The organism is Roseateles sp. (assembly GCF_039595595.1).
Classification (GTDB): Bacteria; Pseudomonadota; Gammaproteobacteria; order Burkholderiales; family Burkholderiaceae_C; genus Roseateles.
This window is the reverse complement of the sequence record NZ_JBCNLG010000025.1, coordinates 24,018-47,157: the sequence shown is the minus strand read 5'-3', so window position 1 is coordinate 47,157 and position 23,140 is coordinate 24,018. Positions and strand designations below refer to the sequence as shown.

At 68.3% G+C, this 23,140-nt stretch carries 21 protein-coding genes; 11 read left to right on the top strand and 10 right to left on the bottom strand.

Annotated features, from left to right (window positions below; translation table 11 throughout):
• Nucleotides 1–48: 48 nt before the first annotated feature.
• Genes ABDW61_RS21830 through ABDW61_RS21810 form a run of 5 tightly spaced genes read right to left on the bottom strand, consistent with a single transcriptional unit; the run spans nt 49 to nt 5,255 of the window.
• Nucleotides 49–447, bottom strand: coding sequence for a DUF2946 family protein (locus ABDW61_RS21830; protein ID WP_343641727.1), 399 nt, complete (start codon nt 445–447; stop codon nt 49–51).
• 42 nt (nt 448–489) lie between these two features.
• Nucleotides 490–1,770, bottom strand: coding sequence for a M20/M25/M40 family metallo-hydrolase (locus ABDW61_RS21825; RefSeq protein WP_343641725.1), 1,281 nt, complete (start codon nt 1,768–1,770; stop codon nt 490–492).
• Nucleotides 1,771–1,788: 18 nt separating this feature from the next.
• Nucleotides 1,789–3,573 carry a 2-oxo-4-hydroxy-4-carboxy-5-ureidoimidazoline decarboxylase gene (uraD, locus tag ABDW61_RS21820; protein WP_343641723.1) on the bottom strand — a complete coding sequence of 595 codons (1,785 nt, stop codon included), beginning with the start codon at nt 3,571–3,573 and terminating at the stop codon, nt 1,789–1,791.
• A gap of 17 nt (nt 3,574–3,590) precedes the next feature.
• On the bottom strand, nt 3,591–4,547 hold the full coding sequence (gene puuE / locus ABDW61_RS21815; protein ID WP_343641722.1) for an allantoinase PuuE: 957 nt from the start codon (nt 4,545–4,547) through the stop codon (nt 3,591–3,593).
• Between the two features lie 24 nt (nt 4,548–4,571).
• Nucleotides 4,572–5,255 (bottom strand): GntR family transcriptional regulator, encoded by a 684-nt coding sequence (locus ABDW61_RS21810; RefSeq protein WP_343641720.1) that lies wholly within the window; start codon nt 5,253–5,255, stop codon nt 4,572–4,574.
• A gap of 64 nt (nt 5,256–5,319) precedes the next feature.
• On the opposite strand from ABDW61_RS21810, the gene uraH reads away from it, so the two are divergent.
• The 3 genes from uraH to ABDW61_RS21795 all read left to right on the top strand — a co-directional run bounded on the left by uraH (nt 5,320) and on the right by ABDW61_RS21795 (nt 8,005).
• Entirely contained in the window at nt 5,320–5,673 is a 354-nt protein-coding gene (gene uraH, locus ABDW61_RS21805) for a hydroxyisourate hydrolase (RefSeq protein WP_343641718.1), read from the top strand.
• Nucleotides 5,674–5,683: 10 nt separating this feature from the next.
• Nucleotides 5,684–6,502 carry a xanthine dehydrogenase accessory protein XdhC gene (xdhC, locus tag ABDW61_RS21800; RefSeq protein ID WP_343641717.1) on the top strand — a complete coding sequence of 273 codons (819 nt, stop codon included), beginning with the start codon at nt 5,684–5,686 and terminating at the stop codon, nt 6,500–6,502.
• A 291-nt stretch (nt 6,503–6,793) separates the two neighbouring features.
• A complete protein-coding gene (locus ABDW61_RS21795) occupies nt 6,794–8,005 on the top strand; it encodes a urate hydroxylase PuuD (RefSeq protein WP_343641716.1) in 1,212 nt (403 codons plus the stop codon).
• Nucleotides 8,006–8,026: 21 nt separating this feature from the next.
• On the opposite strand, the gene ABDW61_RS21790 is transcribed toward ABDW61_RS21795, so the two are convergent.
• The gene (locus ABDW61_RS21790; protein WP_343641715.1) at nt 8,027–8,617 is read right to left on the bottom strand and encodes a DUF2939 domain-containing protein; all 591 of its coding nucleotides are present in this window, start codon (nt 8,615–8,617) and stop codon (nt 8,027–8,029) included.
• Between the two features lie 851 nt (nt 8,618–9,468).
• Between ABDW61_RS21790 and ABDW61_RS21785 the strand changes: the two genes are divergently transcribed.
• Nucleotides 9,469–11,118 carry a hypothetical protein gene (locus tag ABDW61_RS21785; RefSeq protein ID WP_343641714.1) on the top strand — a complete coding sequence of 550 codons (1,650 nt, stop codon included), beginning with the start codon at nt 9,469–9,471 and terminating at the stop codon, nt 11,116–11,118.
• Here ABDW61_RS21785 and ABDW61_RS21780 read toward each other — a convergent pair.
• Complete coding sequence (locus tag ABDW61_RS21780; RefSeq protein WP_343641713.1) at nt 11,103–11,369, bottom strand: hypothetical protein; 267 nt, start codon at nt 11,367–11,369, stop codon at nt 11,103–11,105. The two genes, ABDW61_RS21785 and ABDW61_RS21780, sit on opposite strands and share 16 nt — an antisense overlap.
• Before the next feature lie 33 nt (nt 11,370–11,402).
• On the opposite strand from ABDW61_RS21780, the gene ABDW61_RS21775 reads away from it, so the two are divergent.
• Nucleotides 11,403–12,416: a sugar kinase gene (locus ABDW61_RS21775; protein ID WP_343641712.1), complete on the top strand. Its 1,014-nt coding sequence runs from the start codon at nt 11,403–11,405 to the stop codon at nt 12,414–12,416.
• 11 nt (nt 12,417–12,427) lie between these two features.
• Here the strand turns inward: ABDW61_RS21775 and ABDW61_RS21770 are convergent, their stop codons facing one another.
• The 3 genes from ABDW61_RS21770 to ABDW61_RS21760 form a co-directional block, all read right to left on the bottom strand.
• Nucleotides 12,428–13,192 (bottom strand): rhamnogalacturonan acetylesterase, encoded by a 765-nt coding sequence (locus tag ABDW61_RS21770; protein ID WP_343641710.1) that lies wholly within the window; start codon nt 13,190–13,192, stop codon nt 12,428–12,430.
• Between the two features lie 131 nt (nt 13,193–13,323).
• On the bottom strand, nt 13,324–16,281 hold the full coding sequence (locus tag ABDW61_RS21765) for a TonB-dependent receptor (protein WP_343641708.1): 2,958 nt from the start codon (nt 16,279–16,281) through the stop codon (nt 13,324–13,326).
• A 309-nt stretch (nt 16,282–16,590) separates the two neighbouring features.
• Nucleotides 16,591–16,926 (bottom strand): cupin domain-containing protein, encoded by a 336-nt coding sequence (locus tag ABDW61_RS21760; RefSeq protein WP_343641707.1) that lies wholly within the window; start codon nt 16,924–16,926, stop codon nt 16,591–16,593.
• A 200-nt stretch (nt 16,927–17,126) separates the two neighbouring features.
• Between ABDW61_RS21760 and kduI the strand changes: the two genes are divergently transcribed.
• Genes kduI through ABDW61_RS21730 form a run of 6 tightly spaced genes read left to right on the top strand, consistent with a single transcriptional unit; the run spans nt 17,127 to nt 23,124 of the window.
• Nucleotides 17,127–17,963 carry a 5-dehydro-4-deoxy-D-glucuronate isomerase gene (kduI, locus tag ABDW61_RS21755; RefSeq protein WP_343641706.1) on the top strand — a complete coding sequence of 279 codons (837 nt, stop codon included), beginning with the start codon at nt 17,127–17,129 and terminating at the stop codon, nt 17,961–17,963.
• 9 nt (nt 17,964–17,972) lie between these two features.
• Complete coding sequence (gene kduD, locus ABDW61_RS21750) at nt 17,973–18,734, top strand: 2-dehydro-3-deoxy-D-gluconate 5-dehydrogenase KduD (protein ID WP_343641704.1); 762 nt, start codon at nt 17,973–17,975, stop codon at nt 18,732–18,734.
• Nucleotides 18,735–18,779: 45 nt separating this feature from the next.
• Nucleotides 18,780–19,667: a sugar ABC transporter permease gene (locus ABDW61_RS21745; RefSeq protein ID WP_343641702.1), complete on the top strand. Its 888-nt coding sequence runs from the start codon at nt 18,780–18,782 to the stop codon at nt 19,665–19,667.
• Nucleotides 19,664–20,617: a carbohydrate ABC transporter permease gene (locus ABDW61_RS21740; protein WP_343641701.1), complete on the top strand. Its 954-nt coding sequence runs from the start codon at nt 19,664–19,666 to the stop codon at nt 20,615–20,617. Before ABDW61_RS21745 ends, ABDW61_RS21740 begins: the two co-directional genes overlap by 4 nt.
• Before the next feature lie 3 nt (nt 20,618–20,620).
• Nucleotides 20,621–21,784, top strand: coding sequence for a sn-glycerol-3-phosphate ABC transporter ATP-binding protein UgpC (gene ugpC / locus ABDW61_RS21735; protein WP_343641700.1), 1,164 nt, complete (start codon nt 20,621–20,623; stop codon nt 21,782–21,784).
• Nucleotides 21,781–23,124, top strand: coding sequence for an ABC transporter substrate-binding protein (locus ABDW61_RS21730; RefSeq protein ID WP_343641699.1), 1,344 nt, complete (start codon nt 21,781–21,783; stop codon nt 23,122–23,124). The genes ugpC and ABDW61_RS21730 overlap by 4 nt, the downstream gene beginning before the upstream one ends.
• Nucleotides 23,125–23,140: the final 16 nt, after the last annotated feature.

The window sequence follows — 23,140 nt, the reverse complement described above, 5'->3', positions numbered from 1 at the left end:
GGAAACTCCAACGGATGAAGGGGCGCCGGCATGACCGGCGCGTCGGCTTCAGACCGTCGAAGGCGGCGCCCGCGCGGGCGCGCTGCGCCAGGCGTGGGCGGTGACCGGCGCGCTGAGGAAGCGCTCCGGCAGACCGTGGCGCAGCTCGGCGCGCAGCGGCAGCATCACCGGGACGGGCGGCAGCGGCAGCGCGTCCTGGTGCAGGTGACAGAACGCGCAATGCTGGAACAGCGCGTGGTCCTGGTCGTTCACGCCGCTGCCGGCGAGCCCGTCGCGCAGTTCGGCCGCGCGTGGTCCCACGACGCTGGCGCGGCAGATCTGCGTCCACGGCGCCAGGTCGCCATGGAGCGCCTGCGCCGCCATGGCCGCCGCGGGCAGCAGTGCCGCCAGCCAGAAGGTCAGGGCGACCATCCAGCGGGCGAGGGCGGAAGGGGAATGCAGGCGCATGGCGGGCCGGATTCTAGGCGCGCGAGCGCCCTGATGGCGGCGTCAGCCGCCGGCCAGCAGCGTCAGCAGCGTGCGGGCCACCACCTTCGTGGCGCGGCGCAGGTCCTCGAGCTCGACCCGCTCGTCCGAGCGCTTGGCATGGGACTCCAGCACCGTGCGCGGTCCCGCGCCATAGATGGCCGCCGGGATGCCGTGCTCGCCGTAGAGACGCACGTCGGTGTAGAGCGGCGTGCCCGAGGTCGGGATGGGCTCGCCGAACACCGCCTCGCCATGGCGCTGCAGCGCCTCGACCAGCGGCCGGTTGCCCGGCAGCGGCTTGAGCGAACGCGCCAGCAGCAGGCGCCGGATCTCGACCGTGATGCCGGGGAACGAAGCCGCGGCCCGGGCGATGGTGTCGCGGATCTCCGCTTCGACGACTTCGGGATCCTCCTCCGGGATCATCCGGCGGTCGAGCTTGAGCGTGACCTTGCCGGGCACCACGTTGGTGTTGGTGCCGCCCTCGATGCGGCCGACGTTGAGGTAGGGGTGCTTGATGCCCTCGACGGATGACGTGACCTTGCGGTACTCGGCATTGCGCGCGTACAGCGCGTTGAGGATCACCACCGCGCCTTGCAGCGCGTCGATGCCGGTGTCCGGGATGGCGGCGTGCGCCATCTTGCCGTGCACGGTCACCTCCATCTGCAGGCAGCCGTTGTGGGCGGTGACGACCTGGTAGCTGAAGCCCGCCGCGAGCAGGTAATCGGGCTTCGTCAGCCCCTGCGCCAGCAGCCAGCCGGGGCCCAGTTCGCCGCCGAACTCCTCGTCATAGGTGAAGTGCAGCTCGACGCCGCCCTTCAGCGCCGCGCCCTGGGCCTGGACGGCGTCGAGGGCGCGCAGCGCGAAGGTGTAGGTCGCGAAGTCGCTCTTGCTCACGGCCGATGCGCGTCCATAGAGCCGTCCGTCGACGATCTCGCCGCCGTAGGGATCGCGCGTCCAGCCTTCGCCGGGCGGCACGACGTCGCCATGCGCGTTCAGCGCGATGACCGGACCGCCGTCCGCGAAGCGCCGGCGCACGATCAGGTTGGTGAGGGACTGCAGGCCGTACTCGCGCACCTGCTCGGCCGGCACCGGATGCTGCTCGGCGGTGTAGCCCATGGCGGCGAGCAACTCGGCGGTGCGCGCCGCATGCGGCGCGTTGTTGCCGGGCGGCGTGTCCGTGGGCACGCGCACCAGTTCCTGCAGGTAGCGGACCTGTTCGTCGAAGTGGGCGTCGATCCAGGCGTCGAGCGCCGCGAAGCGGGCGTCGCTGGAGGAGGGCGTGGCGGTGGAGGCGGGAGCGGTCATGGCGGGCGTCAGGAGGAGTCAGAGTCCGTCGAGCAGCGCCTGGAAGGCGCGCACGCACAGCTCGGTGTCGTCGTTGCTGATGGCTTCGAGCGGGTTGTGGCTGATGCCCAGGTTCAGGCCGCGCTGGAACAGCATGGCCTGCGGCATCGCCTGGTGGAGCTTCATCGCGTCGTGGCCGGCGCCCGAGGGCAGCCGGTGCACCGGCAGTCCCAGCGCCAGCACCGCCGCTTCCCATCGCGCCTGCCACACCGGCGCGCTGGGCGCGGCGGCGGCGCTCTCGGTGCGCTCCAGCGTGAAGCCGAGGCCGCGGCGCTCGCAGATCTCGGCGAGGCGCTGGCGCACGTCGGCGTCGAGCGCGTCGCGGGCCGCATCGGTGGTGGCGCGCAGGTCCAGGCTGAAGCGGCAGCGGCCGGGAATCACGTTGATCGAGCCGCTGGGCACCTGCAGCTGGCCGACGGTGCCGACGACGTCGGGCACCGCGCCGGCGCGTTCCTCGACGTAAAGGATCAGCTCGGCCACGGCGGCGGCCGCGTCGCGGCGGCGGCCCATCGGCGTCGTGCCCGCATGCGAGGCGAGCCCGCGCACTTCGCCGACGTAGCGGATGCTGCCGTTGATCGAGGTGACGATGCCCAGCGGCAGGTCGAGCTCGTTGAGCACCGGGCCCTGCTCGATGTGGACCTCGACGAAGCCGAGGTAGCGCGCCGGATCGCGCCGCAGCGCGTGGATGGCCTCCATCGTCGCGGGCAGGCCGGCGCCTTGCATCAGCTCGCGCAGTACGACGCCATCGGCATCGGCCTGGTCCAGCCAGGCGGGATCGAAGCGGCCCACCAGCGCGCTGGAGCCGAGGAAGGTCGCCTTGTAGCGCTGGCCTTCCTCCTCGGAGAAGCCGACCACCTCGATGCCGTGCTTGAGCCGGCGGCCCTGGCGCTTGAGCTCGCGCACGCAGACCATCGGCACCAGGATGCCGAGCCGCCCGTCGTACTTGCCGCCATTGCGCACGGTGTCGTAATGGCTGCCGGTCAGCAGGCGCTGGGCCTCGCGGTCCTCGCCGTGATAGACGCCGACGACATTGCCCACGGCGTCGATCGAGACCTCGTCGAAGCCGCACTCGCGCATCCAGTCCGCGAGCTGGGCCGCCACGGCGCGGTGCGCCTCGGTCAGGTAGAGCACGGTCAACTGGCCGTTCTCCGCGAAGCCGGGATCGGAGAAGCGCGCGAGCGATTCGGCCCAGTCCCAGACCTGGTTGCCCAGCGCCGGCGTGACGCCGAACTTGTCGTTCAGGCGGATCTCGGCGATGCGATGGATGTGGCGCAGGCACTCGGCGCGCTCGATGTCCGGATGACCGTTGAGCCGCCGCGCGAAGGTGTCGATGATCTGCTGGCGCGACAGGCCGTCGCCGCGCGGGCCGCGCACGGCGAGGATGAAGGGCCATCCGAAGCGCGCGTTGTAGTCCGCGTTCAACTGCTGCAGGCGCGCGAACTCCTCGGGCGTGCAGTCGGTCAGACCCGCGGTGCGCTGCTCGCGGGTGGACTCGGCGGTCAGCGACTTCGCCACCATCGCCTTGCCGGCGAGTTCCGGGTGCGCGCGGATCAGGCCGAGCTGCTCGCCCGGCGTGGCGTCCCGGACGGCGCTCGCCATCGCGTGCTTGAGCGCGGCCAGGCTGGCGAAGCCCTGCACCGGCCGCGCCGCGAAGGCGCGCTGCGCGATCCATGGCGAGTGTTCATAGATGCCGTCGAGCAGCGCGACGAAGCGCTCCGGGCCGGCCGCATTGAGGAGGTCGAGGGTGAGGGCGGGTGTGCTCATCGGATGCTCGGTGGGAATCAGCCCCAGACGAAGGCCTTGTCGGCGTCGAACGGATGCGTCGCGCGCCAGTGGCGGGCAATGTCGACGCGGCGCGCGATCCAGACGCGGTCGTGCTTCTCGACGTGATCGAGGAATCGCTGCAGCGCGCGCATGCGGCCCGGCCGGCCGAGCAGCCGGCAGTGCATGCCGATGCTCATCATCTTCGGCGCCTCGGCGCCCTCGGCGTAGAGCACGTCGAAGGTGTCGCGCAGGTAGTCGAAGAACTCGTCGCCGTGGCTGAAGCCCTGCGGCAGCGCGAAGCGCATGTCGTTGCAGTCCAGCGTATAGGGCACAACCAGATGCGGCGTCAGCGTGCCATCGGTCTTGCGCACGTTGAGCCAGAACGGCAGGTCGTCGCCGTAGTAGTCGCTGTCGTACTCGAAGCCGCCGAAGTCGGCGACCAGACGGCGCGTGTGCGGGCTGTCGCGGCCGGTGTACCAGCCCGACGCCCGCTCGCCGGTCAGGCGCTGGATGATGTCCATGCCGATGTCCATGTGCTGGCGCTCGATGGCCTCGTCGACCTGCTGGTAGTGGATCCAGCGCCAGCCGTGGCAGGCGATCTCGTGGTTCAGCTCGACGAAGGCCCGCGTCAACTCCGGATGCCGCTCCAGCGCCATCGACACGCCGAACACGGTCAGCGGCATCGCGCGCTTCTCGAATTCGCGCAGCAGCCGCCAGACGCCGGCGCGCGAGCCGTATTCATAGATGCCTTCCATGCTCAGGTGGCGGGCCGGGAACGCGGGCGGGTTGAACATCTCGGACAGGAACTGTTCGCTGCCGGCGTCGCCGTGCAGGACCGAGTTCTCGCCGCCTTCCTCGTAGTTCAGGACGAACTGCACGGCGATGCGCGCCTGGCCCGGCCACTGCGCATGCGGCGGGTGTTCGCCATAGCCGATCAGGTCGCGGGGATAGCCGGGGGAGACGACGGGTTTCATGGGCGATATGGAGCGGGGGCCGGTTCAAGCTTGCAGGACGGCCTTCAGGTCCTGCACGCGGGGATCGAGCCGCAGATTGGCCTCGACGTTGCCCAGGTGCGCGTCGAGCAGCTTCAGCACGGCGCGTTTGTCGCGGGCTTCGAGGGCGTCGACGATGGCCTCGTGCTCGGCCTGGGACTCGGCGGCGGAATGGGAGCTCTGGTACATCAGCGCGATCAGCGAGCTGCGCGAGAGCAGGTCGGTGAGCAGCTGGGCCAGCACCTCGTTGCCTTGCATGCGGGCGAGCACGACGTGGAAGTCCGCCAGCAGCCGCGTGCGGCCGGGCACGTCGGTGCGGGCGATGGCTTCGCGTTCCTGCTTCAGGTGGGCGCGCAACTGACGCACCTGCGTGGCCGTGATGCGCTGGCAGAGATCGGACAGCATCGCGGCCTCCAGCATCTTGCGCACTTCGAAGACCTGGCGCGCCTCTTCGACGCTGGGCTGCGCGACGAAGGCGCCGCGCGCGGGCTCGAGCCGCACGAGCCGGTCGCGGCTCAACTGGTTGAGCGCCTGCCGGACCAGCGTGCGCGAGCAGTCGAAGATGTCCGCCAGCTGCTGCTCGACGAGCTTGGTGCCCGGCATCAGGCGGCGCTCGACGATCGCCTGCGTGATGGCGGCGGTGATGCGCTCGGTGACGGAGGCGGCGGCGTCGGGGTCGCGGGCGTTCATGGCGGGGCGGATTTTGTGTCCGGGAGTGTATACACTTTGCGCTTTCATTCCACCGAAGACGCCGATGGGCAAGCTCACGACACATGTGCTGGACACGATGCATGGCAGCCCGGCGGCCGGCATGGCGGCGCGGTTGTACCGGATCGAGAACGGCGAGCCGCGCCTGCTGCAGTCGCTGATGCTGAACGCGGACGGGCGCGCCGACGGGCCGCTGCTGGAAGGCGCGGCGCTGCAGGCCGGGCGTTACCGGCTGGTCTTCGAGGTGGCCGCCTATTTCCGTCACCGGCACGTGACGCTGCCGGAGCCGGCCTTCCTGGACGAGGTGCCGCTGGATTTCGGCATCGCCGATCCGGACGCGCACTATCACGTGCCGCTGCTGGCGAGCCCGTGGTCGTACTCCACCTATCGCGGGAGTTGAGGGCGGTTCGATGCGATCGTGGCAGACCCTGGCGCTGAGGCTGGCGCGCGAGCCGGCGGTGCTGGTGCGCGTGGAGGAGCTGCAAGGCAGCGGACCGCGCGAGGTGGGCGCCTGGATGGCGGTGACGGCGTCGGACGTGCTGAACACGATCGGGGGCGGCCAGCTGGAGTTCGATGCGATCGCGAAGGCGCGCGCCGCGCTGGCGGCGGGCCGGGTGATCGAGGCGCGGCAGCGCTTCGCGCTCGGGCCGTCGCTGGGTCAATGCTGTGGCGGCGTGGTGTGGCTGGGCTTCGAGTGGCTGGACGCCGCATCGATCGCGGGCCTGTCCGAACGCCTGGGCGGCCAACAGGACTGGCGGCGCATCGCGCTGTTCGGCGGTGGCCACGTGGGCCGCGCGATCGTCGATCTGCTGGCGAGGCTGCCAGCGCGGGTGCACTGGATCGACAGCCGCGAGGGCGTGTTCCCCGAGCCGCTGCCCGACAACGTGGTGGCCGAGCAGTCCGAGCCGGTGCAGGGCGCGGTCCCGACGCTGGCGCCGGGATCGCAGGTGCTGATCATGAGCTTCAGCCATGCGGAGGACCTGGACATCGTGGCGGCATGCCTGAAGCGGCAGCGTGAGGCGCGGGATCTGCCCTACATCGGCCTGATCGGCAGCAAGAGCAAGTGGGCGACGTTCCGGCACCGGCTGGAGGCGCGCGGTTTCGGCGTGGACGAACTGGCGCACGTGACCTGCCCGATCGGCATTCCCGGCATCGCAAGCAAGCAGCCAGAGATGGTGGCGTTGTCGGTGGTGGCCCAAGCCATGCAGGACCCCGCCGCACCGCGCTGAGCTCTGTCTTACTCCCTCGCCCCCCGTGAGGGGGGAGAGGGCAGGGGAGAGGGGGGGCTTCGAAGGGCAGCAGCGCTATGGCACGAGCCCCTCTCCCCTCCCTCTCCCCGCTGGGGCGAGGGGGTTTACTGCGCCGTCCGGCTCTTACTGCTCCCTCGCCCGCCGCAGTCCGCATGCCAAGCTGTATACACTTCGCTCCTCAACGTCGCCGCGGCGCCCCGATTCTTCAGCGCGACGCTTGCCGGTTCACAGCGCCCGCAGTGGTGGTCCGGACCTGAACCTCAATCGTTGATGGACAGCTACCTGCTTGACTGGGCCAATCTGCTGCTGCGTTGGCTGCACGTGATCGTGGCCATTGCCTGGATTGGCGCCTCGTTCTATTTCGTCTGGCTGGACAACCACCTGCTCAAGCCGCAGTCGCAAGACCTGAAGGCCAAGGGCGTCGACGGCGAGTTATGGGCCGTGCACGGTGGCGGCTTCTACAACCCGCAGAAATACATGGTCGCGCCGGCGGATCTGCCGCGGGACCTGCACTGGTTCTACTGGGAGAGTTACTGGACGTGGATGAGCGGTTTCGCGCTCTTCGCGCTGCTCTATCTCTTCAATGCCGACACCTACCTGATCGACAGGCGCGTGCATGACTGGAGCGCGCCTGCGGCGATCGCCGGGGCGCTCGGCTTCCTGGCGGGCGGCTGGCTGATCTACGACCAGATCTGCCGGCGTTTCGGCCGCAAGGCCGACGGCTCGATCGGCAACGACGGCGTGGTGCTGGGACTGATCGCGGTGGTGATCGCCGCGGCCGCCTGGGGCGCGAGCCAGCTCTTCGCGGGCCGGGCGGCCTTCCTGATCGTGGGCGCGATGATCGCCACGATGATGAGCGCGAACGTCTTCTTCTGGATCATCCCGGGCCAGAAGCAGGTGATCGCGGACATGCGGGCAGGCCGGCCAGTGGATCCCGTCCACGGCCAGCGTGGCAAGCAGCGCAGCGTGCACAACACCTACTTCACGCTGCCGGTGCTGATCGCGATGCTGTCCAACCATTACGGCATGCTCTACAGCCATGCTCACAACTGGCTGGTGCTGGTGGGGCTGATGCTGACGGGCGCGCTGGTGCGCACCTGGTTCGTGAAGCGCCACAAGGGCGTGAATGCGTGGCCGCTGCTGGTGGTGGTCGCGGCGCTGCTTGCCGCCTTGATCACGTGGCTGGCGCCGAAGCCGGCGCCGATGGGCCCAGCGCCGGTGGCGGCCGCCTTGGCGCCGTCAGCACCCGCGAAGGTGAGCTTCGACGACGTGCGCAAGATCGTGAACGACCGCTGCCTGGCGTGCCATAACGCCGCGCTGGCGCCCAAGCGCATCCAGTTCCACGAGCCGCAACTGATCGAGCAACACGCCGCGGAGATCTACCAGCAGGCGGTTGTTCAGAAGACGATGCCGCTGAACAACGCGACGGGCATCACCGATGAGGAGCGGGCGACGCTGGGGCGGTGGTTCAAGGAGCGCTAGCCGCTGACCGCGCCTTCTGACTCAGAGCGCGGGCAGCCGGATCTCCGTGAGCTGCCATGAAGCGAAGCCGCGCCGTTCGAAGACCAGGCCGGTGCGCTTCTCTTCGGGCTGACTGGCATCGCGCGCGTAGAGGATGAGCTTGTCGACGCTCGGGCGCTCGGTCGACCAGATGGGCGTTCGAGACCGCGACGATTCCGCGCCCGAAGCTTCCTCGGGCGGATGCCCTCGATCCCGCCTGTCGCGGCCGTGCTCGGACTTTGGGAGGAGCTTGCCTTCCTGCATGACCCGCATGACGACCGCGGGACGGACGAATGCGTCGACCATGCGGTCTGACAAGGCGGTTGCGAACAGGGATCCAAGCACGGCGCCGGCCCTCGCCGCGCGGTTCGTCGGCTCGCCATCGGCCATCCTGTCGCCGATGGCCGCGGAGAGCTGGCCCTTGAGGCTCTCGCGCAACCTGGGGTAGTCGACCCGTTCGTTGAAGGCATCGGCATCGCCGGCCTTAGCCGCGGAACGGAGCTGATGGATCGCCAGGAACGGTGACCAGTACCAATACGCCCCGAGCGCGACCACTGCCGCCAGAACGGAGGCTTTCAATGCCTTCGATGCCATGACCAACCCTTCCTTCGCCTTGATGCTGGCGAAGCGTATCAGCCGTTTTCCCGAGAGGGATGGCGACGAACGTGTTGTGACAGGCGATACCGAGGCGCACTGTCGCCAATCTCGAAATTTCAAGGTCCGAATGTCACTTGGAGACGAGGCGGTGGCGCGGGAACGTGGTCGCGCGCAGATGCGCAGAAGCAATGAACTTCATAGGGAGCTGAATATGGTTGAGTCAGGTAGGAAATCCGATCGCTTCGAGGTGGTGGCGGCCGAGGCTGTCCTTGGAGGTGCTAGGAGTACGGGGGAAAGCTCAAGCACCCGCCGAGGGGCGCCGGGCACGAGGCCAATGCCCCGCCAGTTCCGGGCTCACATCGCGGGTCTCGATCGCACTCGACGCTTGCCACGTCCTCTCTGGTGCTGCGCAGAGATCGACGCAGTCACCAAGTTGTTTCAACGCTTAGGTGAGTGGAGGACCGCAGATTGGGGCGCGCTCAGAGTGAGCGCCACAGGGGATCAATACGCGCTGATGACGCCTTGTGAGAACTGCATGATGTGGCTCACGGAGAGGAGCCGACGTAGCTATGGGTTCAGCGACGAGTTGCTGCGCGCGTTGGGAGTAACTCAAGAGCTTCAGCAGGTGCCGGACTTCTTGAGCACCCAGGCCTTTCCGCCGCTTGGGGGAGCATCGAAGCTCTGAATCCCAGTTCGCCGTTTGGAGCACTGAAGCGTCTGAGCGCTGAGACGTTGGAGCGCGGCCGGACCGCAAGGCCGCGCCCTAAAACTTGGGGATGACCACCCCGATCCCGCACGCGAAACTCCCTTGGGGGCCGCCTCCGCACCGGGCCCCAAGGGAGGGCTCGATGGCCAACAACAACGCTCCGTTCCATCCGATCGTCTATGTCCGCGGCTTCGCGATGTCGCGCGGCGAGATCGACGAGACCACCGCCGATCCCTTCTGCGGCTTCAACCTCGGCTCCACGACGATGCGAGCCTCCGCCAGCGACAGGACCCGGCCGCGCAAGTTCGTCTTCGAATCGCCGGTCGTGCGGCTCGCCTCGGACTTCGGCTATGCCGACGTCTACGAGGACGGCCTCGACATCGTCGATCCCGGCTGGGAGTTCGACGCCGCCGGCAAGCCCACCGACAACGTGCTGGGCAGCCGTTCCATCGTCATCTACCGCTATTACGACCCGGCCTCGACGCTATTCGGCAGCGGCGAGACCCCCTCCATCGAGGCCTTCGCGAAGGGGCTGTCCGAGCTCGTGGCCAAGGTCCGCCAGCTTGTCGTCGCCAATCCGCGCAGCGGCGTCGACAAGGAGGAGGACTTCCGCTGCCATCTCGTCGCGCACTCGATGGGCGGCCTGGTGTGCCGTGCGTTCCTGCAGAACCCCGACCTCGATCCCAAGGGCGTCGCCGGCTGCGTCGACAAGTTCTTCACCTACGCCACGCCGCACAACGGCATCGACATGCTCGGCGTGAACGTGCCGTCGTGGTTCTCGGCGATGGACATCAGCAACTTCAACCGCGGCACGCGCATGGCCGAGTACCTCGACCTGAAGGAGGCCTTCGCGCGGCATGGTGCGGTGGACCTGCTTCCGGAGGCACGTTTCCCGTCGCAGCGCGTGTTCACGATGGTCGGCACGAATCGCCTCGATTACGAAGTCGCCGCCGGCCTGTCGCGCACCTTCGTGGGCAACGGCAGCGACGGCCTGGTGAAGATCGAGAACGCGACGCTGTGCGGGCTCAACGCGGATGGCAGCATTGGCGCGCCTTGCGCGAAGGCCTTCGCGTATCGCTCGCACTCGGGCTTCTACGGCATCGTCAACAGCGAGGAGGCCTTTCAGAACCTCACGCGCTTCCTGTTCGGCGATGTGCGCGTCGACATCTGGATGGACATCGACGAGATCCGCCTGCCACCCGATGTGTTGAAGGCGGCCGATGGACAGCCGGACAAGATCAACGCGCTGTACCAGATCGAGATGCTCGCGTCGCCGCGCGGCAAGCTCTGGTATCTGACGCGGCGGACCTCCGAGGAGGACTCGGTCGCCTGCGTCACGCATGCCGGCTGGCTGGCGGGCACCAAGCCCTGCGCGAGTTACCTGTCGACGGTGTTCCTCGCCAATCGCGCGAAGGTGAATCCGCGACGCCGCTCCCTCGCCTATGGATTGACGCTGGGCGTGCGCGTGCCCGACTACGAAATCGATCATCGGCTCTGGCTCAACCAGCACTTCGAGGGCGGCTATCTGTTCCGCAACGCGCTGATCCTGGAGCTTGAGCCGCCGCGCGCCGATGGCACGCCGTGGAAAGTGAAGTACGCGTGGCAGGACGCGGGCGTCGCGGCCGCCAGCACCGCGCTCACGCCGCAGCAGATCGCGGGCGAGGCGGTCGAGGTGGCCGTCGAGGTCGACAGCACGAGCATCGCGCCGGATGGCTCGCGCCAGCCGACGACGCCCGGCATCAAGGGGCGCTTGAGATTCGTGATCCGGGGCTGGAATCAGGACGCCGCCTGATCCCTTGCGCGGTGGCGTCCTTCAAGGGCGGGCATACCCGCGCTTGAAGAACACGACGGCGGCGCGATGTCGGCGGCATGCTCTTCTTCCGCCACCCCAAACCAGTCGTCGACGGCCGCCCCGTCGCCGAGCACGCTGTCGTGATCGAACAGCGGCAACTGCCCGCGCTTCGAGCGCTCGGTCAGCCAGTCGAGGCCATCGGGCTCGCCCTGATGGACCGCGACGCCGTCGCGAACGAAGATCCGGAACATCGTTTCACAACTTCGAGACGCAGAAGGATTCCGATGACCAAGCGCGTGGCCGTGATCGGCGAATGCATGCTCGAACTCAAGGGCGAAGCCTTCGGCGCCATGACGCTCGGATACGGCGGCGATACGTTCAACACCGCGGTGTATCTGCGGCGCTGCGGCAAGGCGGCGGGCATCGAGGTGGCCTATGCGACGGCACTCGGGGAAGACTCGCTCAGCGATGGATTGCTCGAGCGATGGCGCGAGCAGGGTATCGACACGCGGCTGGTGCGCCGGCTGCCGGGGCGCATGCCCGGGCTCTACATGATCGAAGTGGATCCCGGCGGCGAGCGCAGCTTCCATTACTGGCGCGAGAGCGCAGCGGCCAGGGCCTATTTCGAGGATCCGGTGACGCCGCTCGAGGAACGGATCGAGGAGTTCGATGCGCTCTATCTCAGCGGCATCACGCTGGCGATCCTGCCGGAAGCAGGGCGTGACAGGCTGTTCGCGTTGATGGCGAAGATGCGGGAGCGCGGCGGGCTCGTGGTCTTCGACAACAACTTCCGGCCACGGCTTTGGGGCAGCCGCACGGACGCAAGAGCCGCGTTCGAGCGGGCGTTCTCGCTCGCGAACATCGCGCTCGTCACCGCGGACGACCATCAGGCGTTGATGGCGTTCACGGATATCGAAGCAGCGATCGCGCACGCAAGGGCGCTGCCACCAGCCGAACTGATCATCAAGCGCGGGGCGGCGTCGACGCTCGTGAGGGCGCTTGAGCAGTCGAGGTTTGCGACGGCCGCTGGCCCTCACCCCCACCCTCTCCCGCAAGCGGGCGAGGGAGTTGGAGAGACTGTTGGTGTTGGCGCGTGGAGTGAGGCGCCGACGCAGCGGGTCGAGCGCGTCGTCGATACGACGGCGGCGGGGGACTCGTTCGCGGGCGGCTATCTGGCCCGGCGATTGAGCGGGCATGACGCCGTCAGTGCGGCGACGCACGGGAATCGCGTCGCGGCGCGCGTCATCGGCTATCCGGGCGCCATCATTCCCGTGGACGCCATGGCCGATCTGGTCTGACGGGCGTCAGATCACCGCATCCAGCGCTTGAGATCGGGCAGCGTCGTCACGAGCTGCCCGGCCACCATCGCGGAGAACATCTCCGCGCCTTTCGCGCCCAGGTGCGTGCGGTCGAAGACGGGATTCGAGGCGCCGCCACGATCTGGGGCCGACGCCCCTTGCGCTGGCGCGTCAATGGGCTTTGGCGCCATCGCGAGCGTGTCGGCCTCGGTCTCGCCCATTGCCTGGACTGCCGCGTGGCTGAGGGCGTTGAGGTCGATCGACGGGACCTGATGCTCGGCGGCGACGCGCAGCGTCGTCTCGGCCCAGGGGCGCAGCGAGTTGTCGAGCCGGCCCTGCGCATTGAAGCTGCGCCGCGTCAGCGGCGTGAGCATCACGAGCCGCGCGCCTGTGGGGATGACGTCGTCGATGTAGCGGGCGAGGTTGGCGGGGAACTCGGTCTGCAGGTCGGTGGAGCGGCCCGGCTTGCCGGGCTGGTCGTTGTGGCCGAACTGCATCAGCACCACGTCGGCCTGGCCGTCGCGCCGTTCGCGCAGCAGCGCCATCACCTGGTCCCACAGGCCTTCGGCGCGGAAGCTCTTCGTGCTGCGTCCGCCTTTGGCGAGGTTGAGACAGTTCACCTCGGGCTTGAAGCGCGCGCAGAGCGCGTCGCCGTAGCCGCTCTTCGTGGCCATCGTCGAGTCGCCGACGAGGATCACCCTCAGCGACGAAGCGCTGTCTTGCGCGTGCGCGGCGGCAGCCACAAGGGCCACTGCCGCGAGCCATGCCTTCTTCATGAGTCCTCCGCGGAGATGCGACCGGAATGGGGCTTGGGGTTCCCGGAGGGAGGCCCCATGCCCCGTGGAGAGTCGGCGCTTGGCCTCCCGCAGTCCCGCAGTCCCGCAGTCCCGCAGTCCCGCATCCTGCCTCAGAACTTGTAGCTCGCCCCCAGCAGGTATTCCCTCCCGGTGACGTGATAGACCACGGGGCTGTTGCGCAGCCGCGAGATGAACTGGTCGTTCGCCTCATTGGTCAGGTTGACGCCTTCGAGCGTGATCGTGAGCCGGTCGTTGACCTTGTACGAGATCGACGCGTCCACGTTGAGCGTGCCGTTCTTCCCTTCGACGTCGTTGTTGTTCTGCCCCGGCACCCGCGTCAGGAAGGACGAGCGCTTGGACGCCGAGACCCGTGCGCTGAACGTGTCGTCGTCGTAGTACAGCGTGGCGTTCCACGATTTGGGCGACATGTTGAGCAGGTCATCGGTGATGGTCGCATCGCTGGTGGGCGAGACCAGGTAGGTGATCTTGGACTTCACGTAGGTGTAGTTCAGCACCGTGCCGAAGTTGCGTCCCCAGCCCGGGAGGAAGGTGAACGGCTGTTGGTAGTTCAGCTCGATGCCGCGCAGCTTGCCGCCCGGGGTGTTGATCGGGGTGGTGAGCTGGAAGACTTCCTCGCCGGTGAAGTTGGACGGCAGCAGCGACAGTGGCAGTCCGGTCTGGTTGAACGGCGCGTTGGTGCGCAGGCTCTGGATGTAGGTGTCGATGTTCTTCTGGAACACGCCCACGCCGATGAAGGCGTTGCGGCCGAAGTACCACTCCAGGCTGCCGTCGAAGGTCTTGGCGCGGAAGGGCTTCAGATACGGATTGCCCGTCGTGATCGACAGCGTGCCCGTGGTGCTGATGGTGCCGCCCGGATTGAGGTTGCCCAGCTGCGGACGCGCCATCACCTTCGCGGCCGCGAAGCGCGCGATCAGGTCCTTGGTCAGGTTGGCCGAGACATTGAGCGCCGGCAGCCAGTCCTTGTACTTCTGGCCGATGACGACCTCGGTGCCGCCGCCGCTGGCCAGGTAGCCGGTCGCGTCCTGCTCGGTGACGACGTAGCGCACGCCGACATTGCCCTGCACGCGCAGGCCCGCGACGCGGCCTTCGAAATCGGCCTGCAGGAAGCCGCCGCGGTCCTTCTCGACCACCGCGCGGTTGTTGCCGCGCGCGTTGCCGTTGGTGGTCGAGGACAGCGTGAAGTCGCCCGGCCCGCCGGCCGGTCCGCTCTTGATGCAGTTGCAGTAGATGTCGTACGCCGAGGCAATCGCGTTGAGGTCGGGAATGACCCACGAGGTCGGCGTGCCGTCCGGCAGGCTCAGTCCGCGGCCGAAACCGGTCAGCATCTTCGTCAGCACGCCCGCGCCGGCGGCGGGCGAGAAGATCGTGTCGTTCTGGTTGACGCGCCGGAACTCGTAGGTGTCGAACGCGTATTTCTTGTAGTCGTAGCCCGCCTTCAGCGTCAGCCGGTCTGGCACCACCTCCCAGGCGAGGTCCAGGTGCGCGATGTCGTTGCGGTTGTTGGCGCCCTGCGGCCGGATGCGGATCTCGCTGGTCGTCGTGTTGGCGACCGTCGTGGGCTGCGTGCCCGTGGCCACCTGCGGCACGCCGACGATCTGCAGCGCGCCGTTCTGCGCCGCCGGATCGAAGGGGTACTTGATGACCGGCAGGCGGTCACTGTTGCGGAAGTCCAGCGTGTAGCCGTTGACGTTCAGCGCGTCCAGCGTGACCGTCGTCTGCACCGGATTGCGGAACTGCGAATCGGCGCGGCCGATCTTCGCGTTCAGCTTCAGGTGATCGGTCAGGTCCTGTTCCAGCGTCAGGCTGGGCTGGCGGAAGGTCGTGGACAGCTCGTCGTAGCGCGACTCGGAACGCACGTCGACGCCGTTGTAGACCCCGTATTGCAGCGCGCCGTTGGGCGCGTACTGCGCCTCCACCACGCTGGTCTGCGGCTTGCCGCCCTGGCTCGCGGTGCGGCTGAAGGAGATGGCTTCGAGGAAGTCCTCCTGCCGCGTCGCCTTGAGCTTGGAGTACAGCATGTCGAAGGTCAGCAGCGTGCGGTCGCTGGGGCGGAACTGCACCGAGCCAGTCAGCCCGTAGCGGTCCTGGTCATGCGTGAGCCGGCCGTAGCGCGGCAGGCGCGGGTGGAAGTTGTCGGCGCTGCTGGCCGCGTTGTAGGCCGCGGAGGCGCCGGCCGAGGCCGGCAGCCGCGGCACGCTCTGCGCGGCCGGGCCGCAGGTGGCGGCCGTGGTCGCGGGATTGGCCGGGGTCACGCCTTGCGGCGAGCACCAGCCGCCGGACGACGGGCCGTTGTCCCAGCGCACCGTGGAGAAGCCCTCTTCAAAGAGGCGCCGCTTGGAGTACGCGCCCGAGACCAGCACGCCCAGCGTCTTGTCCAGGAACACGTCGCTGATCAGGAAGGCCATGCGCGGATCGGTCTCGCGCGACAGGTCGTTGTAGCGGCCCTTCACCGAGGCGGTGATGACGCGCTTGTTGAAGTCGAAGGGCCGCGCCGCCTGCAGGTCCACGGTCGCGCCCAGCGAGCCTTCATCCACCTCGGCCGAGCTGCTCTTGCGCACGGTGATGGTGTTGAAGAGCTCCGACGCGAAGACATTGAAGTCGAAGCCGCGCGAGCGGTTGGCGCCGCCTGAGCTGTCCGTGCCGCCAGTGGTGGCCAACGCCTCGATGCCGTTGATGCGCACGCGCGTGAAGTCCGCGCCCAGGCCGCGCACCGTGATGTTGCGGCCCTCGCCGGCGTCGCGGTCGATGACCACGCCCGGGATGCGCTGCAGCGACTCGGCCAGGTTGGTGTCGGGGAACTTGGCGATGTCCTCCGCCTTGATCACGTCGACGATGCCGCGGTCCTGCCGCTTGGCGTTCAGCGCGCTCTCCAGGGAGGCGCGGATGCCGGTCACCACGACCGTCTCCAGCGACTTGTCCGAAGCGGGCGAGGGCGCCGGTGTCGAGGCAGCGGCGGCCGGCGCGGCGGCCTGGTCCTGGCTCCAGGCGGGCAGCGTCAGCGTGGCCGTGCCGAGCAGGCAGGCGGCCAGACGCGTCAATCGCGGCACGCGGGGCACACGAAGTGCATGACGGCGGGCAGACGCGGTGGACGATGTGGCGGAACAGGCGGACGCGCGCGTCCCGAGGCGGGTCCCATGACGTTGGGGCATGACGTTGTCTCCAAGTGCTTCAGCGACCGCGGGCGCGGGATCGTGGCCCGTCGCTCTCTCGCGGTGTCGTGTCGGTCGCGGGCGCGCGCAGGGCGCCGGCAGGTCGGGAGCGGCCGTCGCTGCAGTGCGATCGCCGCCTCGGGTACTGCTTGGGAACTGCGGTGGACTTCATCGGGCGCGGGCTGGCAGGAGCCTTCGCGCCAGGGACTACAGGTAGTCGTCGCGGCGCGGCGAGAACTGGTCCAGCAGCGTGCTGCCGGCCTCTAGCGCGACGACGCCATGCATCGTCAGCCGGGGCGCCACGAAGGCGTCGCCCGGCTTGAGCACGCGCTTGACGCCGCCCACCTCACACTCGAACGCGCCGCTGATCACGAACGCGATCTGGTCATGCGCGTCGTGCGCATGCGGCGTTCCGATGGCGCCCTGGTCGAACTGCACCAGGACCGACATCAGCTCCGGCGTGTGGCCGACGATCTTGCGGCGGATGCCGTCGCCGAGCTCGGTCCACGGCTCGGCGTCGTTCAGGAAGTACGGGTGAGTCATCGGGGCGTCTCCTGCAAGCGGACGGTGTGGGGACGGTGTCGAGGGACGTGTACCGGCCGTCGTTGCGAGCAACTATAGCGAGGTCGCGAAAATTTGAAACGACGGTTCACTACATAGAAACCATAGTTCCGGGAAAGTCCGCAGGCCCGTACGCTGCGACCCCAACAGAGGCCGCAATGCCTGCATCACCAGGAGACGACATGGAGATCCGCCAACCCATCCACAGTGAGCACGCCCGCACGCTGGACACCGAAGGCCTGCGCCGGCAGTTCCTGGTGGAGGACCTGTTCCAGCCCGACCAGGCGACGCTCACCTACAGCCAGATCGACCGGATCATCGTCGGCGGCATCATGCCGGTGACGCGGCCGGTGACCTTCTCCGCGGAACTGGGCCGGCACACCGGCACCGACTACTTCCTGCAACGCCGCGAGCTGGGGCTGATCAACATCGGCGGCGCGGCGCGCGTGTTCGTCGATGACACGCAGTACGACGTGGGCCCGCGCGAGGCGCTGTACATCGGCCAGGGCGCGAAGATCGTCGAGTTCAAGAGCATCGACGCCGCGCAGCCCGCCAAGCTCTATTTCAACTGCGCGCCGGCGCACACCGCGTATCCGACGCGCAAGGTCACGCTGGCCGAGGCCTCGCCCGAGACGCTGGGCTCGCCCGAGACCAGCAACCGCCGCACGATCTACAAGTTCCTGGTCCCCGACGTGCTGCCGACCTGCCAGTTGCTGATGGGCATGACGCAGCTCGAGCCCGGCAGCCTCTGGAACACCATGCCCTGCCACCAGCACGACCGGCGCATGGAGGTGTACTTCTACTTCGACATGAAGGCGGACGCGGTGGTCTTCCACATGCTGGGCGAGCCGACGCAGACGCGTCATCTGGTCGTGCGCAACGAGCAGGCCGTCATCAGCCCGAGTTGGTCCATCCATTCCGGCGTCGGGACGCAGGCCTACACCTTCATCTGGGGCATGGTCGGCGAGAACCAGGTCTTCAAGGACATGGACCACGTGCCGATGACCGCGCTGCGTTGAGGGAACGCCATGATCCTGGACAACTTCCAACTGAGCGGCCGCGTGGCCATCGTCTCGGGCTGCAACACCGGCCTGGGGCAGGGCATGGCGGTGGCGCTGGCGCAGGCCGGCGCGGACATCGTCGGCGTCAACGTGTCGGACCCGGCCGAGACGCGCGCCGAAGTGCAGCGCCTGGGCCGGCGCTTCCTGGACCTGCGCGCCAACCTGGGCGACATCAGCGGCATCGAGGGCCTGGTCGCCGAGGCCAGGTCGCTGACCGGCCGCATCGACATCCTGGTCAACAACGCCGGCATCATCCGGCGCGAGGATGCGATCCGCTTCACTGAAAAGGACTGGGACGACGTGGTCGACCTCAACCTGAAGACGGTGTTCTTCTTCTCGCAGGCGGTGGCCAGGCAATACCTGGCGCAGGGCAGCGGCGGCAAGATCATCAACGTGGCGTCGATGCTGTCCTTTCAGGGCGGCGTGCGGGTGCCTTCGTACACGGCCAGCAAGAGCGGCGTGGTCGGCATCACCCGGCTGATGGCCAACGAGTGGGCCGCGCACGGCATCAACGTCAATGCGATCGCGCCGGGCTACATGGCGACCAACAACACCGCCGCGCTGCGCCAGGATGAGCATCGCAACGCCGCGATCCTGGACCGCATCCCGGCCGGCCGCTGGGGCGTGCCCGACGACCTGGCGGGGCCGGTGGTGTTTCTGGCGTCCAGGGCCTCGGACTACGTCAACGGCTACACCGTCGCCGTGGACGGCGGCTGGCTGGCGCGCTGAGCCGGCCGCCGTCGCGCACCCCGCGGACCACACCGACTGCCCGCCATGTACGAGAACAAGCGCCTGGGCTTCCTGTTCGTGCTGCCCTTCGTGCTGGGCGTGCTGCTGTTCAAGCTTTTCCCCTTCGTGATGAGCTTCGCGCTCAGCTTCACGCAGTACGACCTGATCGACCCGCCGCAGTTCGTCGGGCTGCGCAACTACGAGGAGCTCGCCACCGCCGACCCGCTGTTCCGAAAGTCGCTGGGCGTGACGCTGCTCTTCGCGCTGCTGGCGGTGCCGCTGCGGGTGGGCTTCGCGCTGTTCATCGCGCATGTGCTGAATTTCAAGCTGCGCGGGATCAACTTCTTCCGGGCCGCGTTCTACATCCCGTCGATCCTGGGCGGCTCGATCGCGGTGGCGGTGCTGTGGCGCTTCGTCTTCGCGCGCAATGGGCTGGTGAACCTGGTGCTGGTGAAGCTCGGCCTCGAGCCGATCCCGTGGCTCGCCGACGAGCATTACTCGATGTGGACCATCGTGCTGCTGTTCACGTGGCAGTTCGGCTCGGCGATGGTGATCTTCCTGGCGGCGTTGCAGAACGTGTCGATATCGCTGTACGAGGCGGCGGAATGCGATGGGGCGAGCACGGCGCAGCAGTTCTGGCGCATCACCGTGCCGCTGATCACGCCGGTGATCTTCTTCAACGTGATCATGCAGATGGTGCACGCCTTCCAGGAGTTCAACGGCCCCTACCTGATCACCGAAGGCGGCCCGCTGCACTCGACCTACGTGCTGGCGCTCTACATCTACGACCAGAGCTTCCGCTTCTTCAACCTGGGCTATGGCGCGGCGCTGTCCTGGGTGCTGTTCGCGCTGGTGGGCGCCCTGGCGGCGCTGTCGTTCTGGAGCTCGAAGTACTGGGTCTTCTACTCGGGCGAAAAGGAGACCCGCCGATGAGCCGCCTTCCCGCCCCACATCGCAGCAGTACTCCCATCCAACCCCCTCTCCCGCTTGCGGAAGAGGGTCGGGGAGAGGGCCGCGGTCGCGGCAACCCGCCCCCTCTGATCCTCGGCCGCGACCGCGGCAACCGCGCGCTGCGCTACCTCGCGCTGGCCGCGGTCGCGATCGTGATGCTCTACCCGCTGCTGTGGCTGATCGGGGCCTCCTTCAAGAGCAATGCCGAGATCTTCAGCTCCGCCGGCTTCTGGCCCGGCCGCCTCGACTTCAGCGCCTACGCCAAAGGCTGGAAGACCAGCACCGAGTACACCTTCGCGACCTACTTCCTGAACAGCTTCCTGATCACCATCCCCCGCATCGTCGTGACGGTGGTCTCCTGCGTGCTGGTGGCCTATGCCTTCGCCCGTTTCGAGTTCTGGGGCCGCAAGCTGCTCTTCAGCATCATGATCGCCACGATGATGCTGCCGCTGATCGTGCTGCGCCTGCCGCAATACCTGGTCTTCCGCGAGATCGGCTGGCTGGACTCCTACCTGCCGCTGATCGTGCCCTCGGCCTTCGCCACGGACACCTTCTTCGTGTTCATGCTGGTGCAGTTCCTGCGCGGCATCCCGCGCGACATGGAGGAGGCCGCGCAGATCGACGGCTGCAATGCGCTGCAGCTGCTCTGGCACATCATCGTGCCGCTGCTCAAGCCGGCGATCATCTCGGTGATCGTGTTCCAGTTCATCTGGACGATGAACGACTTCATGGGGCCGCTGATCTACCTGGCCTCGGTGGAGAAGTACCCGGTCTCGCTGGCGCTCAAGATGAGCATCGGCGCGACCGAGGAGGTCGAGTGGGCCAACGTGATCGCGATCTCGGTGGTGGCGCTGGTCCCGTCGGTGGCGGTGTTCTTCGCGGCGCAGAAGCATTTCATCGAGGGCGCGACGTCCTCGGGGGTCAAGGGCTGACACATGGCAAGACTGAGCCTGAACCAGGTCGAGAAGGTCTATCCCAACGGCTTCAAGGCCGTGCATGGCGTGGACCTGGAAGTGAAGGATGGCGAGTTCATGGTCTTCGTCGGCCCGTCGGGCTGCGCGAAGTCGACGCTGCTGCGGATGATCGCCGGGCTGGAGAGCATCACCGGCGGCGAGCTGCGCATCGGCGATCGCACCGTCAACGCGCTGCCGCCCAAGCAGCGCGGCATCGCGATGGTGTTCCAGAACTACGCGCTGTATCCGCACATGAAGGTCTACGACAACCTCGCCTTCGGCCTGAAGCTGGCCGGCACGCCGAAGGCGGAGCTGGACCGCCGTGTGCGCCATGCCGCGTCGCTGCTGGAGATGGAGCATCTGCTGGACCGCTATCCGAAGCAGCTGTCGGGCGGCCAGGCGCAGCGCGTCGCGGTCGGCCGCGCGATCGTCAAGAAGCCGGACGTGTTCCTGTTCGACGAGCCCTTGTCCAATCTCGACGCCAAGCTGCGCGCGGCGATGCGGGTGCGCTTGACCGAACTGCATCGCACGCTGCGCGAGAGCCAGCAGCCGGCGACCACGATCTACGTCACGCACGACCAGGTCGAGGCGATGACGATGGGCGAGCGCATCTGCGTGCTCAAGGACGGCGTGATCCAGCAGGTCGACACGCCGACGGCGCTCTATGACCGGCCGGCGAATGCCTTCGTCGCGGGCTTCATCGGTTCGCCCGAGATGAACCTGCTCGCGGCGAGGCTGCTGGCGACCGACACGGGCCTGGCCATCGAGCTCGGCGGTGCGCGGCTGCCGCTGCCGGCCGACAAGGCGGCTGGCTTGACGGCCCTGCCGCGGCTGGCCGATGGCGCGCTGACCTTCGGCCTGCGGCCCGAGCACATCGGCCTGGCGGCCCGCGCGCAGGGCGATAGCGTCCCGGTGCAGGCGCGGCTGCGCTTCACCGAGCACATGGGCTCGGAGGTCTACCTGCATGCCGAACTCGGACCGCTGCCGCTGACGGCGCGCGTGCCAGCCGAGCAGGCGGCGGCGCTCGAAGGCCTCGCGCGTGGCGACGCGTTGACGCTGCATCTGCAGATGCCGGCCTGCCATCTCTTCGACGCGGGCAGCGGGATGAACCTGCTGTCAGGCGCGCTGCCGGAGACTCGGGCATGAGCCTGCCGCGACGACAGGTGCTGGGCCTGGCCGCTGGCGCCGGCGCGATCGCGGCGGCGGCCGGCGTGACGGCAGCGATGACCGCACCGTCCGTGCTCCGCGCGCAGGACAGGAACGCCGTGCTGCGCTTCGCCTGGTGGGGCGGAGCGGGCCGGCATGAAGCAACGCTGAAGGCGCTGGCGCTCTTCGAGCGCCGCCACGGCGTGCGCGTGAAGGCCGAGTACATGGGCTTCAACGGCTATCTGGAGCGGCTCACGACGCAGATCGCCGGCGGCTCCGAGCCCGAGCTCATGCAGATCAACTGGGCCTGGCTGGCGATGTTCAGCAAGCGCGGCAATGGCTTCGCCGATCTGAACCAGCACGCGGCGCTGCTGGACCTGGCACAGTTCGACCGCGGCGACCTCGCCTATGGCGAGGTGGCCGGCAAGCTCAATGCGCTGCCGGTGTCCTTCAGCGCGCGGGTCATGCTGTGGAACCAGGCGGCTTTCCAGCGCGCAGGCTTGGCGCTGCCGACGAGCTGGGACGAGCTCTTCGCCACCGGCCCGGCCTTCCGCCGCGCGCTCGGCGAGGAGGCCTACCCGCTCGACGGCGAACTCTACGACATGATGCTGCTCGCCCAGGCCTGGGTGCAGCAGCGCCACGGCGTGGCCTATGTCGACCCGGCGGAGCCGCGCGTGGCGATGAGCGAGGCCGCGGCGCTGGATTGGGTGCGCATCTACCGGCGCCTGATCGCCGAGCATGTCGCGACGCCATTGCCGCTGCGCGCAAGTCTGGGCGGCGCGGAGAAACCCACCGAGCAGCAACCCGATTGGGTCGTGGGCCGCTGGGCCGGCAACTACACCTGGGACTCGGTCATCGCGTTGCGTGCATCGACGCTGGACCAGCAGCAGAAGCTGGTGCTCGGCGAGTTCCCGACGCTGCCCGGCGCGCTCGACAGCGGCATGTTCGGCCGGCCCACCGTCATGTACGCGGTGAGCCGTCAGGCCGAGCGGCGCGGCAAGGCGGAGATCGCGGCGAAGCTGACCAACTTCCTGCTCACCGATCCCGAGGCCGCGGCCCTGCTGGGGCGCACGCGCGGCCTGCCGTCGGCGCGCGGCCCGTTCGAGCAGTTGAAGGCGGCCGGCGCGCTGCCGCCGCTGGAGGTCGCCGCGCATGAGCAGATCCAGCGCCAGCGCGAGTCGGGCCGGCTCAAGCGGCCCGCGCCGCTGTTCGAGCACGCGCGGCTGCACAAGTTCATGCGCGAGGTCTTCGAGACCGTCGCCTATGGCAAGACCGACGACCTCGGTGCCGCGCGCCGCCTCGTCACCGAGGGCCAGGCCCTGCTGCAACGCATCAAGTGAAAGCCCACCGAGCGAC